The organism is Brevundimonas sp. (genome assembly GCF_035561115.1).
In the GTDB taxonomy this organism is placed as follows: domain Bacteria; phylum Pseudomonadota; class Alphaproteobacteria; order Caulobacterales; family Caulobacteraceae; genus Brevundimonas.
On sequence record NZ_DATMYH010000089.1, the window covers coordinates 1 to 16,444 of the forward strand.

19 protein-coding genes and 1 pseudogene are annotated in these 16,444 nt (G+C 67.3%); 8 read left to right on the forward strand and 12 right to left on the reverse strand.

The features are described 5' to 3' along the window. Together VN378_RS11435 and VN378_RS11440 are read left to right on the forward strand one after the other, a co-directional pair. Window positions 1-157, forward strand: a pseudogene (locus tag VN378_RS11435) (5-aminolevulinate synthase); the annotation flags it as partial. Between the two features lie 161 nt (window positions 158-318). Further along, complete coding sequence (locus VN378_RS11440) at window positions 319-972, forward strand: OmpW/AlkL family protein (protein WP_325743702.1); 654 nt, start codon at window positions 319-321, stop codon at window positions 970-972. A 96-nt stretch (window positions 973-1,068) separates the two neighbouring features. Here VN378_RS11440 and VN378_RS11445 read toward each other — a convergent pair whose 3' ends face one another. After that, window positions 1,069-1,653, reverse strand: coding sequence for an NAD(P)H-dependent oxidoreductase (locus VN378_RS11445; protein WP_325743703.1), 585 nt, complete (start codon window positions 1,651-1,653; stop codon window positions 1,069-1,071). A gap of 55 nt (window positions 1,654-1,708) precedes the next feature. Continuing rightward, entirely contained in the window at window positions 1,709-2,539 is an 831-nt protein-coding gene (locus tag VN378_RS11450; protein ID WP_325743704.1) for a universal stress protein, read from the reverse strand. A 110-nt stretch (window positions 2,540-2,649) separates the two neighbouring features. Between VN378_RS11450 and VN378_RS11455 the strand changes: the two genes are divergently transcribed. The 5 genes from VN378_RS11455 (at window position 2,650) to VN378_RS11475 (ending at window position 6,872) form a co-directional block, all read left to right on the forward strand. Continuing rightward, window positions 2,650-3,033 carry a cytochrome c gene (locus VN378_RS11455; RefSeq protein WP_325743705.1) on the forward strand — a complete coding sequence of 128 codons (384 nt, stop codon included), beginning with the start codon at window positions 2,650-2,652 and terminating at the stop codon, window positions 3,031-3,033. Continuing rightward, entirely contained in the window at window positions 3,030-3,536 is a 507-nt protein-coding gene (locus tag VN378_RS11460; protein WP_325743706.1) for a pyridoxamine 5'-phosphate oxidase family protein, read from the forward strand. The genes VN378_RS11455 and VN378_RS11460 overlap by 4 nt, the downstream gene beginning before the upstream one ends. A gap of 67 nt (window positions 3,537-3,603) precedes the next feature. After that, on the forward strand, window positions 3,604-4,464 hold the full coding sequence (locus tag VN378_RS11465; protein ID WP_325743707.1) for a universal stress protein: 861 nt from the start codon (window positions 3,604-3,606) through the stop codon (window positions 4,462-4,464). A gap of 54 nt (window positions 4,465-4,518) precedes the next feature. Next, window positions 4,519-6,114 (forward strand): MBL fold metallo-hydrolase, encoded by a 1,596-nt coding sequence (locus VN378_RS11470; protein ID WP_325743708.1) that lies wholly within the window; start codon window positions 4,519-4,521, stop codon window positions 6,112-6,114. Further along, window positions 6,111-6,872, forward strand: a complete 762-nt coding sequence (locus VN378_RS11475) for an LOG family protein (protein ID WP_325743709.1) — start codon at window positions 6,111-6,113, stop codon at window positions 6,870-6,872. The genes VN378_RS11470 and VN378_RS11475 overlap by 4 nt, the downstream gene beginning before the upstream one ends. A gap of 14 nt (window positions 6,873-6,886) precedes the next feature. Here VN378_RS11475 and VN378_RS11480 read toward each other — a convergent pair whose 3' ends face one another. Further along, window positions 6,887-7,480: a hypothetical protein gene (locus tag VN378_RS11480; RefSeq protein ID WP_325743710.1), complete on the reverse strand. Its 594-nt coding sequence runs from the start codon at window positions 7,478-7,480 to the stop codon at window positions 6,887-6,889. Next, on the reverse strand, window positions 7,459-8,082 hold the full coding sequence (locus tag VN378_RS11485) for a sensor histidine kinase (RefSeq protein WP_325743711.1): 624 nt from the start codon (window positions 8,080-8,082) through the stop codon (window positions 7,459-7,461). The genes VN378_RS11480 and VN378_RS11485 overlap by 22 nt, the downstream gene beginning before the upstream one ends. Window positions 8,083-8,196: 114 nt before the next feature. Here VN378_RS11485 and VN378_RS11490 point away from each other — a divergent pair, with 114 nt between their 5' ends. Further along, entirely contained in the window at window positions 8,197-8,817 is a 621-nt protein-coding gene (locus VN378_RS11490; RefSeq protein WP_325743712.1) for an NAD(P)H-dependent oxidoreductase, read from the forward strand. 2 nt (window positions 8,818-8,819) lie between these two features. Here the strand turns inward: VN378_RS11490 and VN378_RS11495 are convergent, their stop codons facing one another. From VN378_RS11495 to VN378_RS11530, 8 genes are all read right to left on the reverse strand, one after another. Further along, window positions 8,820-9,587 (reverse strand): glucose 1-dehydrogenase, encoded by a 768-nt coding sequence (locus tag VN378_RS11495; protein WP_325743713.1) that lies wholly within the window; start codon window positions 9,585-9,587, stop codon window positions 8,820-8,822. Continuing rightward, on the reverse strand, window positions 9,584-10,138 hold the full coding sequence (locus tag VN378_RS11500; RefSeq protein ID WP_325743714.1) for a CC0125/CC1285 family lipoprotein: 555 nt from the start codon (window positions 10,136-10,138) through the stop codon (window positions 9,584-9,586). Before VN378_RS11500 ends, VN378_RS11495 begins: the two co-directional genes overlap by 4 nt. Before the next feature lie 57 nt (window positions 10,139-10,195). Beyond that, the gene (locus VN378_RS11505) at window positions 10,196-10,573 is read right to left on the reverse strand and encodes a response regulator (RefSeq protein ID WP_325743715.1); all 378 of its coding nucleotides are present in this window, start codon (window positions 10,571-10,573) and stop codon (window positions 10,196-10,198) included. An 80-nt stretch (window positions 10,574-10,653) separates the two neighbouring features. After that, window positions 10,654-11,253, reverse strand: coding sequence for a response regulator FixJ (fixJ, locus tag VN378_RS11510; RefSeq protein WP_325743716.1), 600 nt, complete (start codon window positions 11,251-11,253; stop codon window positions 10,654-10,656). Beyond that, window positions 11,246-12,676, reverse strand: coding sequence for a PAS domain S-box protein (locus VN378_RS11515; protein ID WP_325743717.1), 1,431 nt, complete (start codon window positions 12,674-12,676; stop codon window positions 11,246-11,248). The genes fixJ and VN378_RS11515 overlap by 8 nt, the downstream gene beginning before the upstream one ends. 108 nt (window positions 12,677-12,784) lie before the next feature. Further along, window positions 12,785-13,423 carry a helix-turn-helix domain-containing protein gene (locus VN378_RS11520; RefSeq protein WP_325743718.1) on the reverse strand — a complete coding sequence of 213 codons (639 nt, stop codon included), beginning with the start codon at window positions 13,421-13,423 and terminating at the stop codon, window positions 12,785-12,787. Between the two features lie 128 nt (window positions 13,424-13,551). Next, window positions 13,552-15,729: a copper-translocating P-type ATPase gene (locus tag VN378_RS11525; RefSeq protein ID WP_325743719.1), complete on the reverse strand. Its 2,178-nt coding sequence runs from the start codon at window positions 15,727-15,729 to the stop codon at window positions 13,552-13,554. Next, a complete protein-coding gene (locus VN378_RS11530) occupies window positions 15,726-16,361 on the reverse strand; it encodes a hypothetical protein (protein ID WP_325743720.1) in 636 nt (211 codons plus the stop codon). Before VN378_RS11530 ends, VN378_RS11525 begins: the two co-directional genes overlap by 4 nt. Window positions 16,362-16,444: the final 83 nt, after the last annotated feature.

A 16,444-nucleotide genomic window follows, 5' to 3' on the forward strand; every position in this document is an offset into this window, starting at 1 on the left:
CCAGCCGATCAACTATCCCACCGTGCCCAAGGGCACCGAACGGCTGCGCTTCACACCCTCGCCCAACCACACCGACGCCATGATGGACGACCTCGTCGCCGCCATGGACCGGCTGTGGACCCGCTGCAACGTGGCGCGAATACCCCTGGCGGCATAAGCGCCAGCCCCGGCCAGGAACGCCGGTCCGCATTGTCTGACAAGGTGTCGCAGGGCCGGCGACTTTGCTCAGGCGCAAGGCCTCCGGGCAAGCGTGGCCGCACAAGACCCCAGACGTTTCGGCGATCGAATTCGCGGTCGGGGATCGTCGGGGACAGAACCATGACTCTCAAGATCGCATCCCTCGCCGCGCTGGGCGTCCTCGCCCTGGCGGGAACCGTCCAGGCCCAGGAGCAGGCCTGGCAAGCGCCGCGTGCCGGCGACTGGCTGGTCACCGGCCGCATCACCGACGTCGCGCCGACCACCGACGACGCCATCGTCACCGCCGCGGGCGCGGCGACCGGCCTCGCCGTCGACGTCGGCGACAGCATCATGCCGACGCTCGGCTTCACCTACTTCCTGACCGACCACTGGGCGGTCGAGGCGATCCTGGGCACGACCCGGCACGAGATCCGCGCCCAGGGCGGGGCGACCGACGTGGCGGTGCATGAGACCTGGGTCCTGCCGCCCGTGGTCACGGTCCAGTACCGGCCGCTGACCGGCGGGAACTTCAGTCCCTATGTCGGAGCCGGCGTCAACGCCATGCTGTTCTACGGCGGGGATGACAAGAACGGTTTCACTGTCGATCTCGACGACGGCTTTGGCTACGCCGCCCAGATCGGCGCCGATATCGGCCTGCGTGGTCCGTGGAGTCTGAATGTCGACGTCAAGAAGGTGTGGTTCAACACCGACGCCGAGATCAACGGCGGCGCCCTGCGAAGCGACGTCGACCTGGATCCGTGGGTCGTGTCCGTCGGCGTGGGCCGTACGTTCTGAAAATTTCCGTTCGGCGGTTCGCCGGGAAAGGGCGGCGGCCAGGTTGGCCGCCGCCCTTTCCCGTCTCCGACCAGGACGGCGCCCGCCGCCGTGTCTCTAGGCCGCGCTAGCGCCCATCTTCCGGATCTGCGCCAGACAGCGTTTGCGGCTTGCGTCGGATCGGGTCTCGACCGCGCCTATGATCGTGTCCCGGACCGGACCGATGCCCACCAGGGCGAGGATGTTGCGTTTCAGGCTGCGCAGCGAATGGGCGAGATAGAAGACACGATAGGCGGCCGCCGGCATTCCCATGGTGATGATGATGCGCGCTGAACGGCCCTTCAGCTTGCCGCCGCCGGGCGAGACCGTCTTGCCGCCGAAGGCAAAGGCCGGGCGGAAGGCCTGTTCGAGCAAAGCCTTCAGTCGTGCGGGCATCTCGCCCAGCCAGAGCGGATAGATGATGACGATGTGCTCGGCCCAGGCCAGCTGATCCTGGAGGGCAAGGACCGCGGCCGGCGTGGGGCCTTCCTCCCAGTCGTTTCTGGATCGAAGGACCGGAAAGTCCAGATCCGAAAGATTTGTCCGATGCACGACATGACCGATCCCGGCGGCGCCCTGCGCATAGCTGGCGGCGAGGGCGTGGCAGTAGCGCGCGGGATCCGGATCAGGGTGCCCGTCGAGGATCAGGATGCGGCGGCTCATCTTCCGGGCGCCGTGGAGGCGAATACGATCGGGCTGGCGGTCACTTCGACATCCTTCAGTGAGCGAGCGCAAGACAGATGGCGCTGTCGGCGATCAGATCGCGGGTCACGCCTCCCAGGGCCCATTCGCGCAGGCGGGCGTGTCCGTAGGCGCCGGCCACGATCAGGCCGGCTTCGCGCGCCATCGCCTCGTCCAGAATCTGGCGGCCTGCAGGCTGTTCTCCCTTGAGCGCGATGACGGGCTCCGCCTGAATTTCATGGCGTGCGAGATAGCGGACCACCTCGCCGATCTCGCCGTCAGCCGCTTCGTTTTCTTCGGCCGTGCAGACGCTGTAGAGCGTCACGCTGGAGGCGCGTTGCAGGAGGGGGATAGCGCCGGCGAGCGCGTGCCGCGCCTCCCGGCAGTCCTTCCAGGCGACGAAGGCCGGGCTGCCGACCGGCGAACGCAGCCGCGTCGGCGGGGTCACGAGGACCGGACGGCCGCATCCCATCAAGACGTCCGCGACATCGGGCGCGTGGCCGGGAGCGAGTCGGTTGCGCCCGCCGAGGATCACCAGATCCGCCGCCCGGGCGGCCCGCGACGCGAACTCCGACGGATAGCCGACACCGCCCCGCCATTCGGTCTCGAGAGCACGGTCGGCCGTGATCTCCTCAAAACGGACCCGCGCCCGTTCCACGTCCGCTTCGGCCATGTCGCGATAGAGGGTCAGCAATTCCCCCACCATCGCCCCGCCCGCCATCGGGTCGTACAGGGGCGGGGCGATCGAACCCACTGACAGACCGATGAGAAGGGCGTCGAAGGCGATGGCGAGGTCGCAGGCGAGTTCGAGTCGGCTGTCGCTTTCCTCTCCGTCTTCGACGGCGACGAGCATGCTGGCGTAGGTCATTGGCGATCTCCTTGGCGGCAGCAGGCCTCATGAAGACGGCGCACGCCTTGATCCGGATCAAGGCCGCCCGGGGAGAGGCCTGACACCATCGATCAACGCTGGAGCCGGACATGTCAGCCACCCTCAGAGTCATCGTTCTCGCTTTCGCCTGCATCTTCGTCGCGGGGGGATCGCCCTCTCCCGGAATCCAGGTCTCGCCCCGGGCCAGGCCAGAGGGGGGCGTCAGCATCGCCGCCGACGCGGTCGAGCGCGGCCGACTGCTGACCTCCACCGCCTGCGCCGGCTGCCATGCGACCGGCGCGACAGGGGACAGCCCGCTTCCGGACGCCACGCCGTTGCGCGAAATCGTCCGTCGCTATCCGCTGGACCAGCTGGAGGAGGCCTTCGCAGAAGGTCTGGTGACCACACACCCGGCGATGCCCGACTACACATTCCGGGCCGGCGAGATCGACGACCTGATCGCCTATCTGGAAACCCTGAGGGCGGAACAGTGACCAATCCGGCTCCAGCCCCGATCCACGAACGGGCGGTCGAGGCCGTCGTCGGCCTGCTCGACCGTGAGAGGCTTATGAGCGTCGCCCTGAATCGTCCCGACGGCTGGCCCCAGGTGACGACCGTCGGCTATCTGAACGACGGGTTGAATCTCTATTTCATCGTCGCCCGATCAAGCCAGAAATTCGCCAACGCCGAACGCGATTCCCGGGCGTCCGTCTCCATCTGTTCGGAAAGCGGTCCGCATGGAGACGCCGTCGGCGTCTCCATGTCAGGCCGTGTCGCGGAAGTCCTCGATCCTTCGACGATCGAGAGGCTGAACCGGCAAGTCGTCGCGCGCTATCCGGACGTGCATGTCTACTGTCCCGGCGGGGATGCGGTGGCGGTCATGCATTTCGCTCCGGAGATCGTGTCCTGCGTCGGGGTCATGGACGGTCGCAGCGAGGCGCAGACCTTCGCGATCGGCCGCCCGACGTCGGGGTCCGGAGACTCTGACCGCTCCTGATCCCTTGATGTCGATCAAGGGAAGGACGCGGCGCGGGGCGCAATCTCTCCCTGAAGGGATATCCGACATGAGCCTGAAACACATGATAGCCATCGCGGCGGGGGGAGACGGCGACCGCCAGGCCCTCGGCCTGTCGAGCAGTCTCGCCGGCCAGCACGACGGCGTGGTGGAAGTCCTGCCCATCTATCCGGAAAGCGCCGCCGACATGATCGCCCTCGGCATGACCTTGGGCGCCACCCTGTCCCGGACGGCGATCGAGGAACTGGCGGCTGCTGAACGCTCGCTTCAGGACCGGATCGAAGAAGCGGCGCGGAGCGCCGCCAACCAGGCCGATGTCGTGTTCGGTTCCGGCGAGGGGGCGCCGCGGATGTCTGTCCTGGGCCGTGGCCTGAGGCCGGCGCTGGCGGCAAGCCGCCACGCCGCTCTGGCCGATCTCGTCGTTTTCGGTCAGGGGCATCTGGATCACGGTCCCGGACGCGATCTGTTCGGCCAGTGCCTTCTCGGCGATCGCGCGCCGATTCTGGTCGCGCGACAGGATCCGGATTCGCTCTCCGGTCCGGCGGCGATCGCATGGGACGGGAGTCCGCAGGCGGGACGGGCGGTCAAGGCCGCCCTCCCCCTTCTGGCGATGGCCAGCGAGATTCACATCGTGCAGTGCGTGACCGGCCTCGATCCCGACGCCACCGATCCGGACACCGACGCCCTGAACGCCTACCTCCGGCTCCACGGCGTCGGCGAAGGCGCGGTTGTCCTGGTCGAGGGAGAAGATGAGGGCGCCGCCCTGATCGCGGCGGCCAGGGGCAGGATGGCCACGCTGCTGGTCGCGGGCGCCTGGGGCCACTCGCGGCTCCGCGAAGCGGTCTTCGGCGGAGCCACGCGCGCCTTTCTCGCGTGCAAGGACGGCCCGAACCTGCTGCTGGCTCACTGACGTGGGCGGAGCGCCCTGGCTGACCGCCAATCCGCCGTCCGTGGGACCCGCGACATGACCGTGAACCTGACCTTCCACGGCGCCGCTGAGTGCGTGACCGGCTCGTGCATGCTGCTCGACACCGGCCGCGCCCGCCTGCTGGTCGATTGCGGCATGTTCCAGGGTCCCAAGACGTTGAAGGCCCTCAACTACGAGCCGTTTCCGTTCGATGTCGGCAAGATCGACGCGGTCCTGCTGACCCATGCGCATATCGATCATTCGGGCCTGTTGCCGAAGCTTGTGCGTGCGGGCTTCCGGGGGCCGATCTTCGCCACGAGAAGTACTCGCGACCTGTGCGAGGTCATGCTGGCCGATGCGGCCGGGATCCAGGAGAGCGAGGTTCGCCATCTCAACCGCCGCAACGAGCAGCGCGGTCTGAAACGGGTGGAGCCGATCTACACCACCTCCGACGTGGAACCGACCCTGCGCCTTTTCGAAACGGTGAAGTTCAACACCCCCAACGAGGTGGCGAATGACATCGAGGCGATCTGGTGGCCGGCGGGCCACCTGCTGGGCGCAGCTTCGATCGAGGTGCGCATCGGCCGGGGATCCGATCCCCTGACCCTTCTCTTCTCGGGCGACCTCGGCTCGGGGCGCCAGCCGTTCCTGCCCAGGCCGTCAGGGCCGATCGATGTGGACCACGTCATACTGGAAAGCACCTATGGCGACCGGGAGCGCATCGACCTGGAGCTCTCCGCGCGGCGTGGGGCGCTGGCCGGTGAACTGCGCGCGGCCAAGGCCGCCGGCGGCCCCCTGCTGATGCCGACATTCGCTATCGGCCGGGCGCAGGAATTGATCCTGGACCTGTTGGCCGTGATGGAGGCGGAACCGGATCTGGCGGCGGAGATATTCCTCGACTCGCCTCTCGCCATCGAGGCGACGGAGGTGTTTCTCCGACGCGGATGGAACGCGGACTCCGGCGACAATCCGTTCGAGCCCCTGCGCCATGCGACCCGGCTCCACCACCTGCTGCGGCCGCAGGAAAGCGACCGGCTCGAGCGGCTGAGCGGCTGGCATGTGATCCTGGCGGGCAGCGGCATGTGCGACGCCGGCCGTATCAGACGCCATCTCAAACGGCTGTTGTGGCGCAAGGACGTCACAGTTCTGATCACCGGCTTCCAGGCGGCGGGCACGCTCGGACGGTTGCTGGTCGAGGGTAGGACCGCGGTGCGGATCCAGGGCGAGGACATCCATGTCGGCGCCCGGATCCGGAGCCTGGACAACTACTCGGGTCACGGGGACGCGACCGAACTCGTCGACTGGCTGAAGGCGCGAGGCGTCGTCGCCGGCCACGTGCTTCTCGACCATGGCGAACCGACGGCCCTCGCCACGCTCGCCGCCCGTTTGTCCGCGCTGGGCTATCGATCGATCACGGCGGGCCTCGACCAGACCTACGCCCTGACCCGGGACAAGGCGGAACCGGTCGGCCGGGGACGCGCGCGACTGGCGCCCGGACAGGCGACCCGGCCGGACTGGCACAATGACCGCGCGGCTTTCCTCTCCAGCCTGAACACGGTCCTGCAGCAGTTGCCCGGGGACGCCGAGCGACAGGCCCTGATCCAGAGTCTGGAGGCCGCGATCAGCCCTTCCACAGGGAGCCGCGGGCTATGAGCGACCCTCTGTCGAATGCCGCACAACGCGACTCCAGCGCCTATCGCCTCCCGGCCGCGGACCTGCCTTTCCTTCTCGGGGATTCGATGAGAGGCGTGCGCTTCCTGCTCGAGTTCGCCAAGGCGGAAGAGGCCTTGCGAGCCTGGAACATTCGCTCGACGATCGTAGTGTTCGGCAGCGCCAGGGTCGCCGAGGACGGGCCGCCCGATCACGCCCGATGGTATGCGCAGGCGCGTCGTTTCGCCGAACTGGCCTCCCGCGAGGGCGGTGCGCTCGACGGCGAGGATTCGCCGCGCGAGAACGTCATCGCGACGGGAGGCGGCCCCGGAACAATGGCCGCGGCCAACCGCGGCGCGTTCGACGCCGGCGCGCCTTCCATCGGTTTCAACATCAGCCTGCCCCTGGAGCAGGAGCCAAACGCCTGGTCGACGCCCGAACTCACGTTCCGCTTCCACTACTTCGCCATGCGAAAGATGCATCTCGCCATGCGGGCCAACGCCCTCGTGGTCTTTCCCGGCGGCTTCGGCACCATGGACGAGCTGTTCGAAATCCTGACCTTGCGCCAGACCGGAAAGATGCGCGCCGTGCCGGTGATCCTCGTCGACAAGCCGTTCTGGACCGACCTGATCCGGTTCGAAGCTCTCGTCTCCCAAGGGCTCGTCACGAAAGACGATCTCGATCTCATACAGTTCGCGACTGACGGAGAGGACGCGTGGCGCCAACTCTCGGCGAGCCCGGGCATCATCCGGCCAGGCTGATCATCCCGCCTCCCTCAGCGTGACGCCTGCGGACGCCACCCTCTCCCGGAAAGCTCCAGACTCGCGGAACTCAGGATCGCAAGCCGCCGCCTGCGGTTCAACACCGCCTGTCGCGCGCCTTCGACGAGAGCGTCCCTCATCGCCTCGCATCGACGCCGCTGGTCCTCCAGCTCCCGGCGAATGGTTTCGAGCTGCTCGTCCAGCTTTTCGACGAGCCGATCCGCCTCGCCGGTGACCGTGGTCGCGCTCAACACGAGATTGCGGCTCCTGATGACGGCGTGGGGCGCGTCGATCGGGACGGCGCCGCCGCGCAGTGCGAAGAAGTCGCGCGAGCCGGAGAAGGGAACGATCAGGTCCAGCAGGACGCCCCAGCCTCGATCTTCCACCAACTCCGTCTCAAGGATCCGGAACCGGATTCGGCTGCCGAGCGTGGGGGGACGAGGCATGAATCGCTCCGCCTCTACGGCCGGAGTCGCGGGATCTTCCAGACGCGCAACGCTCAGACGACTGACATGGAGCCCGATCGCAGCGAGCGCCTCGGCCTGCTTGATCTCGACAGGCTCGCCGGTGAACAGCGGAGAGGGTCTTAAACGCATGACGAGTCCCACCACACGTCCCGGCAAGCTAATTCAAACTGTGTGCCACTGGCGCCGGTAGTCTGTTCAAGCTGCGCACCGAGCTGGTCGGCCAGGCGCGCCACCAGCGACAGGCCGAATCCCGCCTTCAGCTCACCCTCCGGGGCGCCGGCTCCATCGTCGCGAACCGTCAGGGTAGCGCCGCCGTTCGCCATACGCAGGCTGACCTCCACCCTTCCCGCTCGCCCGGCCAGGCCATGCTCGAGCGCGTTGCCCAGAAGTTCGGCTGTGATCAGCGCCAGGGCGGATGCTGTTTTCGCTCCCGTGCAAAACGGCTGGATATCGACCCGGATCTCCGCGTCACGGTCCACCGCGTCCAGTTCGGCGACATCGCGGCATACATCGCCCAGAAGATCGTCGAGCCGGACGACGTCGCCGTCGCCTTCCTGCAGGCGCTGGTGCAGCCGCATCACGGTCCGGATGCGCCGCCCCGCCTCGTTCAGCGCGGTGGCCGCCTCAGGGGGCGCGGAACGGCTCTCGAGACGCAGGAGGCTGGCGACCGACTGCAGGCTGTTGCCGATCTGGTGATGCGCGGCCCGCATCGCGTCCCGGCCCTCGTGCGACATGTGAGGCATGGAATCTCCTTAGGCGGCCAAGCTAGGGTCCACCGGCCTCATTTCCTTGATCCAGGTCATGCGCGCCTTGAGCCAGATCAATCCGCCCGGCCATGGAACGGGGATACTGAGGTCATGCAAAACTCAGCCCCCCGCATCGCCGTCATCGTCGCCCACCCGCGCAAGCGCAGCTTCACGCTGACGATGGCCGCCGCCTTCGCCGACGCCGCGCGCGCCGCCGGTTGCGAGGTGGAGATGCGCGACCTCTACCGTCTGCGGTTCGATCCCCGGCTTCGCGCCGAGGAGATGCCCGATCATCTGGGCGCCACGGTGAGGCCGGACGTGGTCCGGGAGCGGGCTGCCATCGCCGGCGCGGACATCTTCGCCTTCTTCTATCCTCTGTGGTTCAACGCCACGCCGGCGATGATGAAGGGGTATGTCGAGCGCGTGTTCGGGATGGATTTCGGCTATTCGGCCATCCGCGAGGGTGGGAACCAGCCCCTCCTCGGCGGCCGGAAGATGATCACCTTTACCTCGTCGGGCGCCCCGCAGGACTGGGTCGAGACCAGTGGGGCCTGGTCCGCGATGCAGAAGCATTTCGATGCGCATTTCGCCGCGATGACCGGGATGGAGATCATCGGCCACCACAATTTCGGAAGCGTGGGCCAGGGGATGCGCAAGGACACGGTGGAGCGCTGCCGCGCCGAGGTTCGGGAACGGGCCCAACGCATCGTTCAGGTCTACCGCCGGGACTGAGGCTATCTGGCCGTATAGCCGCCGTCGATGACGAGTTCGGCGCCGGTGACGAATTTGGCTTCGTCCGACGCGAGATAGACGGCGCCCCAGGCGATGTCGTCGGGATCTCCGATGTGACCGAGCGGATGAAGCGCGTCCACGGCCTTGCGGCCCTGCTCGACATCCCCCTGGCCGGCCAGATGGGCCTCGACCATGGGCGTCCAGATGAACCCCGGATGGATCGAATTCACCCGGATGCGATCGGCCGCATAGAGCAGGGCGTCCGTCTTGGTCATCAGCCGGACCGCGCCCTTGGACGCATGATACGGCGGCACGTCGGGTCCGCCCACCAAGCCGTAGATGGACGACAGATTGATGATCGAGCCGGCGCCTGCGGCCTTGAGATGGGGAATGGCGTGTTTGGTGCAGAAGAACACGCCCTTGACATTGATCGACTGGACCCAGTCCCATTCGGCTTCGGTCACCTCGTGGGTGGGCTTGTTGACCCCGGCGACGCCGGCGTTGTTGACGAGAATGTCCAGCTTGCCGAAGCGTTCGACGACCGCGTCCAGCGTCGTTCGCACTTCAACCTCGCTCGCGACGTTGCAGCGCCAGTAGGCGGCAGGCAGCCCCCGCTGCGTGAGTTCCCCGACCAGGGCCGCACCCTCCTCGTCACGTACGTCGAGTACGGCCACCGCAGCACCTTCCTCGGCCATGCGCAAGGCTGTCGCCCGGCCGAGACCGACGGCTCCGCCGGTGATGACGGCGACCCTGGAAGCCAGTCTGTTCATTGGTCTGCTCCGGGTCGGATGATGCGGGACTGAAGGGCGTCGATGACCGAGGCGGCGTCGTAGGCTCTCGGGTCTTCGGGTTTGGCGCCCTGCCCCATCACGATCTCTGCGATGGCTTCGTAGGCGGTGACTTCGGAAACTGCGAAGGCGCGGTCGGGCCGGGTCGGCTCCCAGGTTTTCCAGGCGCCGTCGTGGACCACCCGCCAGCGCGGAGACCAGGCTGGACCCCAGCTGCCGGGAGGATCGCGAACCACCACATCGGCATGGGTCTCGGTGTCGCGGCTGACAGCCAGAAACCAGTCATAGCCTTCCGCTTTCGTGAGCTCGGCGGACCGGTAAAGGAGCGCGGTCTCGACGGTCTCCCGGGAGGTCAGAACATTGCCGCGAAACACGACGCGCCATCGCCGGGCCTCGATACGCGTCTCATGATAGCCGTCGGCCCAATCCTCGGCGCCCGCCGGGTGGTAGGTCGTGGCCGTCGCACAGCCGCCCAGAACAAGGAGTCCGAAGGCCGCGACGGCGGCAAGGCGGGGAAGGATTTGTCTCGACATGAAGGCCTCCGGTTTGCGCCATTTGAGCCTGCCGCCGCCGCGGGGCCTTGACCCGGATCAAGCGCCGGCGAGAAGATTTTCGATTTGCTGGAAGAGGCTTTCATCAAGGAGAGGCTTCTCCACGATGGGCGCGGCGGCCGCGGCCGCCTGGATTTGCAGCGCCGCCGAAGGGCTGGTCGCCATCAGCAGCGCGGGGGTCCGGATTCCCGCATCCCGGATTTGCTTGAGAAGGCGAACGCCCGGGACGTCAGGCAGGTTCTGGTCGAGGACCAGACAGGAGACGGATCCGTCCAGGTCGGCCAGCGCCCCTGCCGCGGTCGCGCAACCGATCACCCCATAGCCCCGGGTCTCCGCCATGAAGGCGAGGGCGCGCAGAACCTCCGGGTCGCCATCGACGATCAGCAGGATCGGTCGGGTGTTCGATGACGGGGCCATGAGAAGTCAACCTGCGCGCTGGATCGACCCAGCACGACAAGTCTGGCGCTTCTGCAGAATTCGGTCTTGATTCAGAGCAATTACAGTCCGACCGCGAGGGCGATCCGCATCAGGTCGGCGACGTTTCGCGCGCCCGTCTTCGCCATCAGGTTGGCGCGATAAATCTCGACGGTGCGCGGACTGATCTCCAGCTCGTAGGCGATGACCTTGTTGAGCTTGCCTTCGACGACCCCGGCCAGCACGTCGCGTTCGCGGGGCGAAAGCTGGGCCAGTCGTTCCTCCGCCGCGAGCCGGACGACGTCAGGCTGGACGTCACCCTTCAATCGCTCGAAGGCCGCCTGGATGGCGCCGAGCAGGACATCGTCGCCGAAAGGCTTCTCGATGAAATCGACGACCCCGGCCTTCATGGCCTCCACGGCCAGGGGAATGTCCCCGTGGCCCGTCATGACGATGACCGGCAGGTCGATCCCGCGGCTCTTCAACTCACGGACGAGCTCGAGCCCGGTTAGGCCCGGCATGCGGACATCCGTCAGCAGGCAGCCTTCCTCGACCGGCAAGGCGGCGAGAAAGGCGTCGCCGGACTCGTAAAATCGCGCGTTGACGCCGTTGACCTCGAGGAGAAAGGCGAGCGCGTCGCGCAGTCCGGCGTCGTCGTCGATGACATGAAGCAGCTCAGCCATTGGCGCTCTCTCCGTCCGCCAGCGGCAAGGTGAAGACGAAGACCGCCCCTCCGCCCGGGTTGTCCTCCGCCCATATACGCCCCCCATGGGCCTCGACGATAGTGCGGCAAATCGAAAGACCGATTCCCATTCCCTGGACCTTCGTCGTAACGAACGGTTGAAACAACCGCTCCCGCACCACGGGGTCCAGGCCGGGGCCGCTGTCGGCGACGCTGACCCGTATGGTGCTGGCGTCCTCAAGCCCGATAGCGATTTCCAGGACCCGGCGCGGACCGTCCGCGATCGCATCGATGGCGTTGCGGATCAGGTTCAGCGCGACCTGCTGGACCTGGATCCTGTCGACCACGACCGCGCCGAGGTCTCGGGTGAGGCGGAGATCGACCCGGACGTCCCTGTCCTTGACGCCCACCAGCGCGAGGGCGCTCGTCTCCTCCATCAGCTTCGCCGGATCCTCGAGGGACCGTTCGGTCTCGCCCTTGGCGACAAACTCACGCAGGTGTTTGATGATGTCCCCCGCGCGCAGGGCCTGGTCTCCGGCGCGGTCCAGCGCCGCGCGGAGTTTCGGCAAGTCCGGCTGTTCGACCTCCAGCAAGGTGACCGAACCCTTCATGTAGCTGGCGATGGCGGAGAGCGGCTGGTTCAGCTCATGAGCCAGCGACGACGCCATTTCGCCCAACGCCGTCAGACGCGACACATGCATGAGTTCTGACTGAAGTTCCTGAAACCGGCGCTCCTGGTTGCGCCGTTCCGTCAGGTCGCGGACGAAACCGGTGAAGAACCTTTCGGTCCCGACCCGGGCCTCGCCGACGGCCAGCTCCATCGGGAAGGTCGAACCGTCCTTGCGCTGTCCCACCACGATGCGTCCGATGCCGATGATCCGCCGCTCGCCCGTGTCAAGGTAGCGCTCGAGGTAATGATCGTGCTCGGAACGATCAGGCTCGGGCATGAGGATTTTGACGTTGCGGCCGATCGCCTCCTCGGGCGTCCATCCAAAGAGGCGGACGGCGGTGGCGCTGAACGACTGCATCTTGCCGGCCGCATCGATCACGATCATCGCCTCGGGCACGGTTTCGAGGATCGACTGCAGGTGGACCTGTCGGGTCGCAGCTTCGCGGCTGTCACGCCAGAGGCGTTCTCCGACGAGCGCGATGATGGGCCCCAGCGAGGCGAAGGCCAGCGCTTCAGTGATATTGCCCGGGTCCGTCCAGAGACTGTCCTGCAGAAGGGTCGCGCTGACGGCCAGGCAGATCGCCGTCGCCAGAAGCGCCGGCCCTCCTCCGCCCAGACCCGCCGCCACCAGGACGACGGGCACGTAGAGAATGAGGGAGGTTCGTTCGCCGAATATGGGGTTCAGACTCAGCCGGACGCCAAGACCGACGGCCGCCCCGGCGACTGCGGCGATATAGCCGTTGCGACGGGACATTATCCGCAGCACGGCGGAGCGACGATACACGGGGCCCTCCGACCCCGTTGCTGGGGGTGAAGCGTCCATCAGCCGAACCTGACGTAGCCGCCCGCGACCGCCACAGGATCAGGCGGCCGCGAGTTCCGACAGAAAGCCGGGGCGCCGGACCCGATATCTGCGGGAGCCCGAGAATTCGATCACACCATCGGCCTGAAGGCGGCCGAGCATGCGCGAGATCGTCTCGATCGTGAGGCCGAGATAGTCCGCCATGTCCTGTCGGCTCATGGGCAGGATGACGAATTCGCCCCTGAACCGGTTGGCGATGTCCATCAGAAACCGGGCCACCTTCTCGCACGCCGTCGCACGTCCCAGCAGCAGCATGTGGGATTGGGCCCGCTGCAACTCGCTGGCGGTGGCGGCCCAGATCATGCGTTCGACGCGGCCGGTCTCATAGGCCGCCGATCCGGAGCGCCGAAGCGCCAGAACCTCGCAGCCGCTCAGCGCCTCCGCCGAGAAGCGATGGGCCTGGCCGACTTCGACGCCGATGATGTCGCCTACATAGTAGAAGTCCCCGACCTGCCGGCGGCCATCCGCCTGCAGATGCGTGGTCCTGACGGAACCGCGGACCACGCGATAGATCAGGTCCGCGTCCTCGTCCTGGGCGTAGATTTCCTCGCCCTGCCGGAAGATCAGCCGCACCGCCCCGGCCCAATCCTCGCCGGCGAGGAGGCTCTCGGCGGGGGCGATGGACGTTAGTTGGGACATGGCTCAACTCCTCAGGATGATGCTGGAGAATTAGCCCGGTTGAGCCTTGCCGGTTATTCAGGAGCGGTCCCTAGGGGCTTGCCACTAAGTAGCGGTACGGAGGGCGGGAACGGCGGCGCGCCGCCGTCTCAGAGCTTGATCCGGCCCAGGCGCAAGGCGTTGCCGACCACGCTGACCGAGGAGAGAGCCATGGCCAGAGCCGCCAGGGCGGGAGACAGCAGCCAGCCGAAGGCCGGGTACAGCAGACCCGCCGCGATGGGTACTCCGAGCGCATTGTAGCCGAAGGCGAACACCAGATTCTGGCGGATGTTACCCATCACCGCCCTCGACAGCCGCCGCGCTCGCATGATGTTCCGTAGATCGCCGCCCAGCAGGGTGACGCCGGCGCTTTCGATAGCGACGTCCGAGCCGGCGCCCATGGCCACGCCCACATCGGCGGCGGCGAGCGCGGGGGCGTCATTCACGCCATCGCCGGCCATGGCCACCACCCGGCCCTCGGCCCGCAGAGCCCTGACGACCGACGCCTTGTCCTGGGGCAGGACCTCGGCCCGGACGTCGTCGATGCCGAGCTGCCGGGCCACGGCTTCGGCGGTCGCGCGATTGTCCCCGGTCATCATGACCACGCGAAGGCCGGCGGCCTTCAGGTCGCGGATCGCCCCGGGCGTGGTCGATTTTATCGGATCGGCGATACCCAGAACGCCGGCGGCCGCGCCGTCGATGGCCACGAAGATTGCGGTCGCGCCGTCCGTCCGCAGGGCGCCGGCCTCGACCTCGAGCGCTGCGACGTCCACGCCGGTCTCGCGGAGATAACGGGCGTTGCCCAGGGTGACGCGACGCCCGTCGACGACGCCGGTGGCGCCCCGCCCGACCGGACTGTCGAATTCGGTCGTCTGCGAAAGAGTCAGATTGCGGTCGGCGGCCGCACGCACGATCGCGCCGGCCAACGGGTGTTCGCTGCTCCGCTCCAGACTGGCCGAAAGGCGAAGCAGTTCCGCCTCTTCCACGCCTGGCGCGGATCGGATGACGGTCACCGAGGGTCGACCCTCGGTGAGGGTGCCCGTCTTGTCGATCACCAGGGTGTCGACCTTCTCGAAACGCTCCAGCGCTTCGGCGTCGCGGATCAGGACTCCCGCGCGGGCGCCGCGCCCGACCCCGACCATGACCGAAATCGGCGTCGCCAGGCCGAGCGCGCAGGGACAGGCGATTATCAACACGGAAACCGCGGCGAGGAGGGCATAGGACAGACGCGGTTCCGGCCCGGCCAGACCCCAGATTACCGCGGCCAGAAATGCAATGGCGATCACAACCGGCACGAACCACCCGGAGACCTGGTCCGCCAGGCGCTGGATCGGCGCCCGGCTGCGCTGGGCCTGCGCCACCATCTGGACGATCTGGGCCAGAAGGGTGTCCGCCCCGACCTTGTCGGCCCGCATCACGAAGGAGCCTGTCCTGTTGAGCGAACCGGCCACCACCCTGTCGCCGGCTGCCTTTGTGACCGGCATCGACTCGCCGGTGACGAGGGACTCATCGATGGCGACCCGGCCCTCGATGATTTCGCCGTCGACCGGAATCTTCTCCCCCGGACGAACACGAAGACGGTCGCCTACGACGACCAGATCCAGCGCCACATCCTCGTCCGCGCCGTCGCCGCGCAGCCGGCGGGCGGTCCGGGGCGCGAGGTCGAGCAGGGCGCGGATCGCACCCGATGTCTGTTCCCGGGCCCGAAGTTCCAGCACCTGACCGACAAGCACCAGGACGGTGATTACCGCCGCCGCTTCGAAATAGACGGGCGCGCTGCCATCCGTGCGCAGGACCGCGGTCGGAAACACGTCGGGAGCCAGAACGGCGACCACGCTGTAGATCCAGGCCGCGCCCACGCCGAGCGCGATCAGGGTGAACATGTTGAGGCTGCGATTGCGAACGGAGGTCCAGCCTCGCCGGAAAAAGGGCCAGCCCGCCCACAGCGCCACCGGCGTGGCCAGGACGAGCTGAAGCCAGTTGGAGGTCTGGCCGGAAACGCGCATCGCGAGTCCCGTCACATGCCCTCCCATCTCGAGGGCCAGAACCGGGACCGTCAGCGCCAGACCGATCCAGAATCGGCGCGTGAAGTCGATCAGTTCCGGATTGGGCGCCGCCTCGACCGTGACCGTCAAGGGCTCCAGAGCCATGCCGCAGATGGGACACGAGCCCGGCCCCTGCTGGCGAATCTGCGGGTGCATCGGGCAGGTGTAGATGACGCCCGGAAGGATCGGATCGGACGCGTCCGATCCGTGCCCGTTTGCGGGCGCGCCGTGATCCCGGGTCATGCTTCCTCGCTCCTGACAGCCTGGGTGTCGAACCTGTCCGGGCCGCCGCCTTCGGCGCGCAACCGCCTCCGGAATTCCTCAAGACGACCACGATAGCCCTCGGCGTCGCCGTATTCCAGGAACTGGTAGTAGCGCAGGTGCGGATCGGTGACGGCCAGGGCGTGCTTGATCGGACACCAATACTGCTCGGTCCGGCTGGATACCTCGCGGACGTAGGCGATCACGCCGTTGGCGTATTCGCAATAGAGGCAGTTCAGCACCTCGACGAGGTTCAGATAGCCCAGCCTGTTGCGGTCCACGACGATGTACTGCGAGCGACGCACGCGCGGAATCCGGTAGGCGCGAAAGCAGACCGCCTGGTACAGGGAGGCCCAGCCGTCGATCAGCACGAGCGGGATGATCAGGGAATAGATCACGGGGGCGCTCAACACGGTCGCGACGGACGAGCGAGCCACAAAGGCGCCAAGGTCGAGGCGGAGTCGCCGGTTTCGTTCGGTGATCCCGTGCTCGAACTCCACCAGCCCCTCCCTGAACTTCCAGCCGAGGTCCTTGCGGCGCCGCTCGATCTCGCGGTCGAGTTCGCCCTGCAGACGCACGATCTCTCCGGCGAGTTGTTCGATGCGTTGGGACATGGCGAATCCTGGTGTGGCTGACCCGCCATGTGTGGCAGCTCCGGACCGTGTTTCGCGTGACCTGGATCAACACCGCCACGACC

Excerpts from the sequence above, each read along its gene's own strand:
- VN378_RS11465 (WP_325743707.1), top strand. The coding sequence starts at position 3,604 with ATGAGCCTGAAACACATGATAGCCATCGCGGCGGGGGGAGACGGCGAC.
- VN378_RS11450 (WP_325743704.1), bottom strand. The coding sequence starts at position 2,539 with ATGACCTACGCCAGCATGCTCGTCGCCGTCGAAGACGGAGAGGAAAGC.
- VN378_RS11500 (WP_325743714.1), bottom strand. The coding sequence starts at position 10,138 with ATGTCGAGACAAATCCTTCCCCGCCTTGCCGCCGTCGCGGCCTTCGGA.
- VN378_RS11445 (WP_325743703.1), bottom strand. The coding sequence starts at position 1,653 with ATGAGCCGCCGCATCCTGATCCTCGACGGGCACCCTGATCCGGATCCC.
- VN378_RS11515 (WP_325743717.1), bottom strand. The coding sequence starts at position 12,676 with ATGTCCCGTCGCAACGGCTATATCGCCGCAGTCGCCGGGGCGGCCGTC.
- VN378_RS11520 (WP_325743718.1), bottom strand. The coding sequence starts at position 13,423 with ATGTCCCAACTAACGTCCATCGCCCCCGCCGAGAGCCTCCTCGCCGGC.
- VN378_RS11530 (WP_325743720.1), bottom strand. The coding sequence starts at position 16,361 with ATGTCCCAACGCATCGAACAACTCGCCGGAGAGATCGTGCGTCTGCAG.
- VN378_RS11490 (WP_325743712.1), top strand. The coding sequence starts at position 8,197 with ATGCAAAACTCAGCCCCCCGCATCGCCGTCATCGTCGCCCACCCGCGC.
- VN378_RS11440 (WP_325743702.1), top strand. The coding sequence starts at position 319 with ATGACTCTCAAGATCGCATCCCTCGCCGCGCTGGGCGTCCTCGCCCTG.
- VN378_RS11495 (WP_325743713.1), bottom strand. The coding sequence starts at position 9,587 with ATGAACAGACTGGCTTCCAGGGTCGCCGTCATCACCGGCGGAGCCGTC.
- fixJ (WP_325743716.1), bottom strand. The coding sequence starts at position 11,253 with ATGGCTGAGCTGCTTCATGTCATCGACGACGACGCCGGACTGCGCGAC.
- VN378_RS11505 (WP_325743715.1), bottom strand. The coding sequence starts at position 10,573 with ATGGCCCCGTCATCGAACACCCGACCGATCCTGCTGATCGTCGATGGC.
- VN378_RS11470 (WP_325743708.1), top strand. The coding sequence starts at position 4,519 with ATGACCGTGAACCTGACCTTCCACGGCGCCGCTGAGTGCGTGACCGGC.
- VN378_RS11525 (WP_325743719.1), bottom strand. The coding sequence starts at position 15,729 with ATGACCCGGGATCACGGCGCGCCCGCAAACGGGCACGGATCGGACGCG.
- VN378_RS11475 (WP_325743709.1), top strand. The coding sequence starts at position 6,111 with ATGAGCGACCCTCTGTCGAATGCCGCACAACGCGACTCCAGCGCCTAT.
- VN378_RS11455 (WP_325743705.1), top strand. The coding sequence starts at position 2,650 with ATGTCAGCCACCCTCAGAGTCATCGTTCTCGCTTTCGCCTGCATCTTC.
- VN378_RS11485 (WP_325743711.1), bottom strand. The coding sequence starts at position 8,082 with ATGCCTCACATGTCGCACGAGGGCCGGGACGCGATGCGGGCCGCGCAT.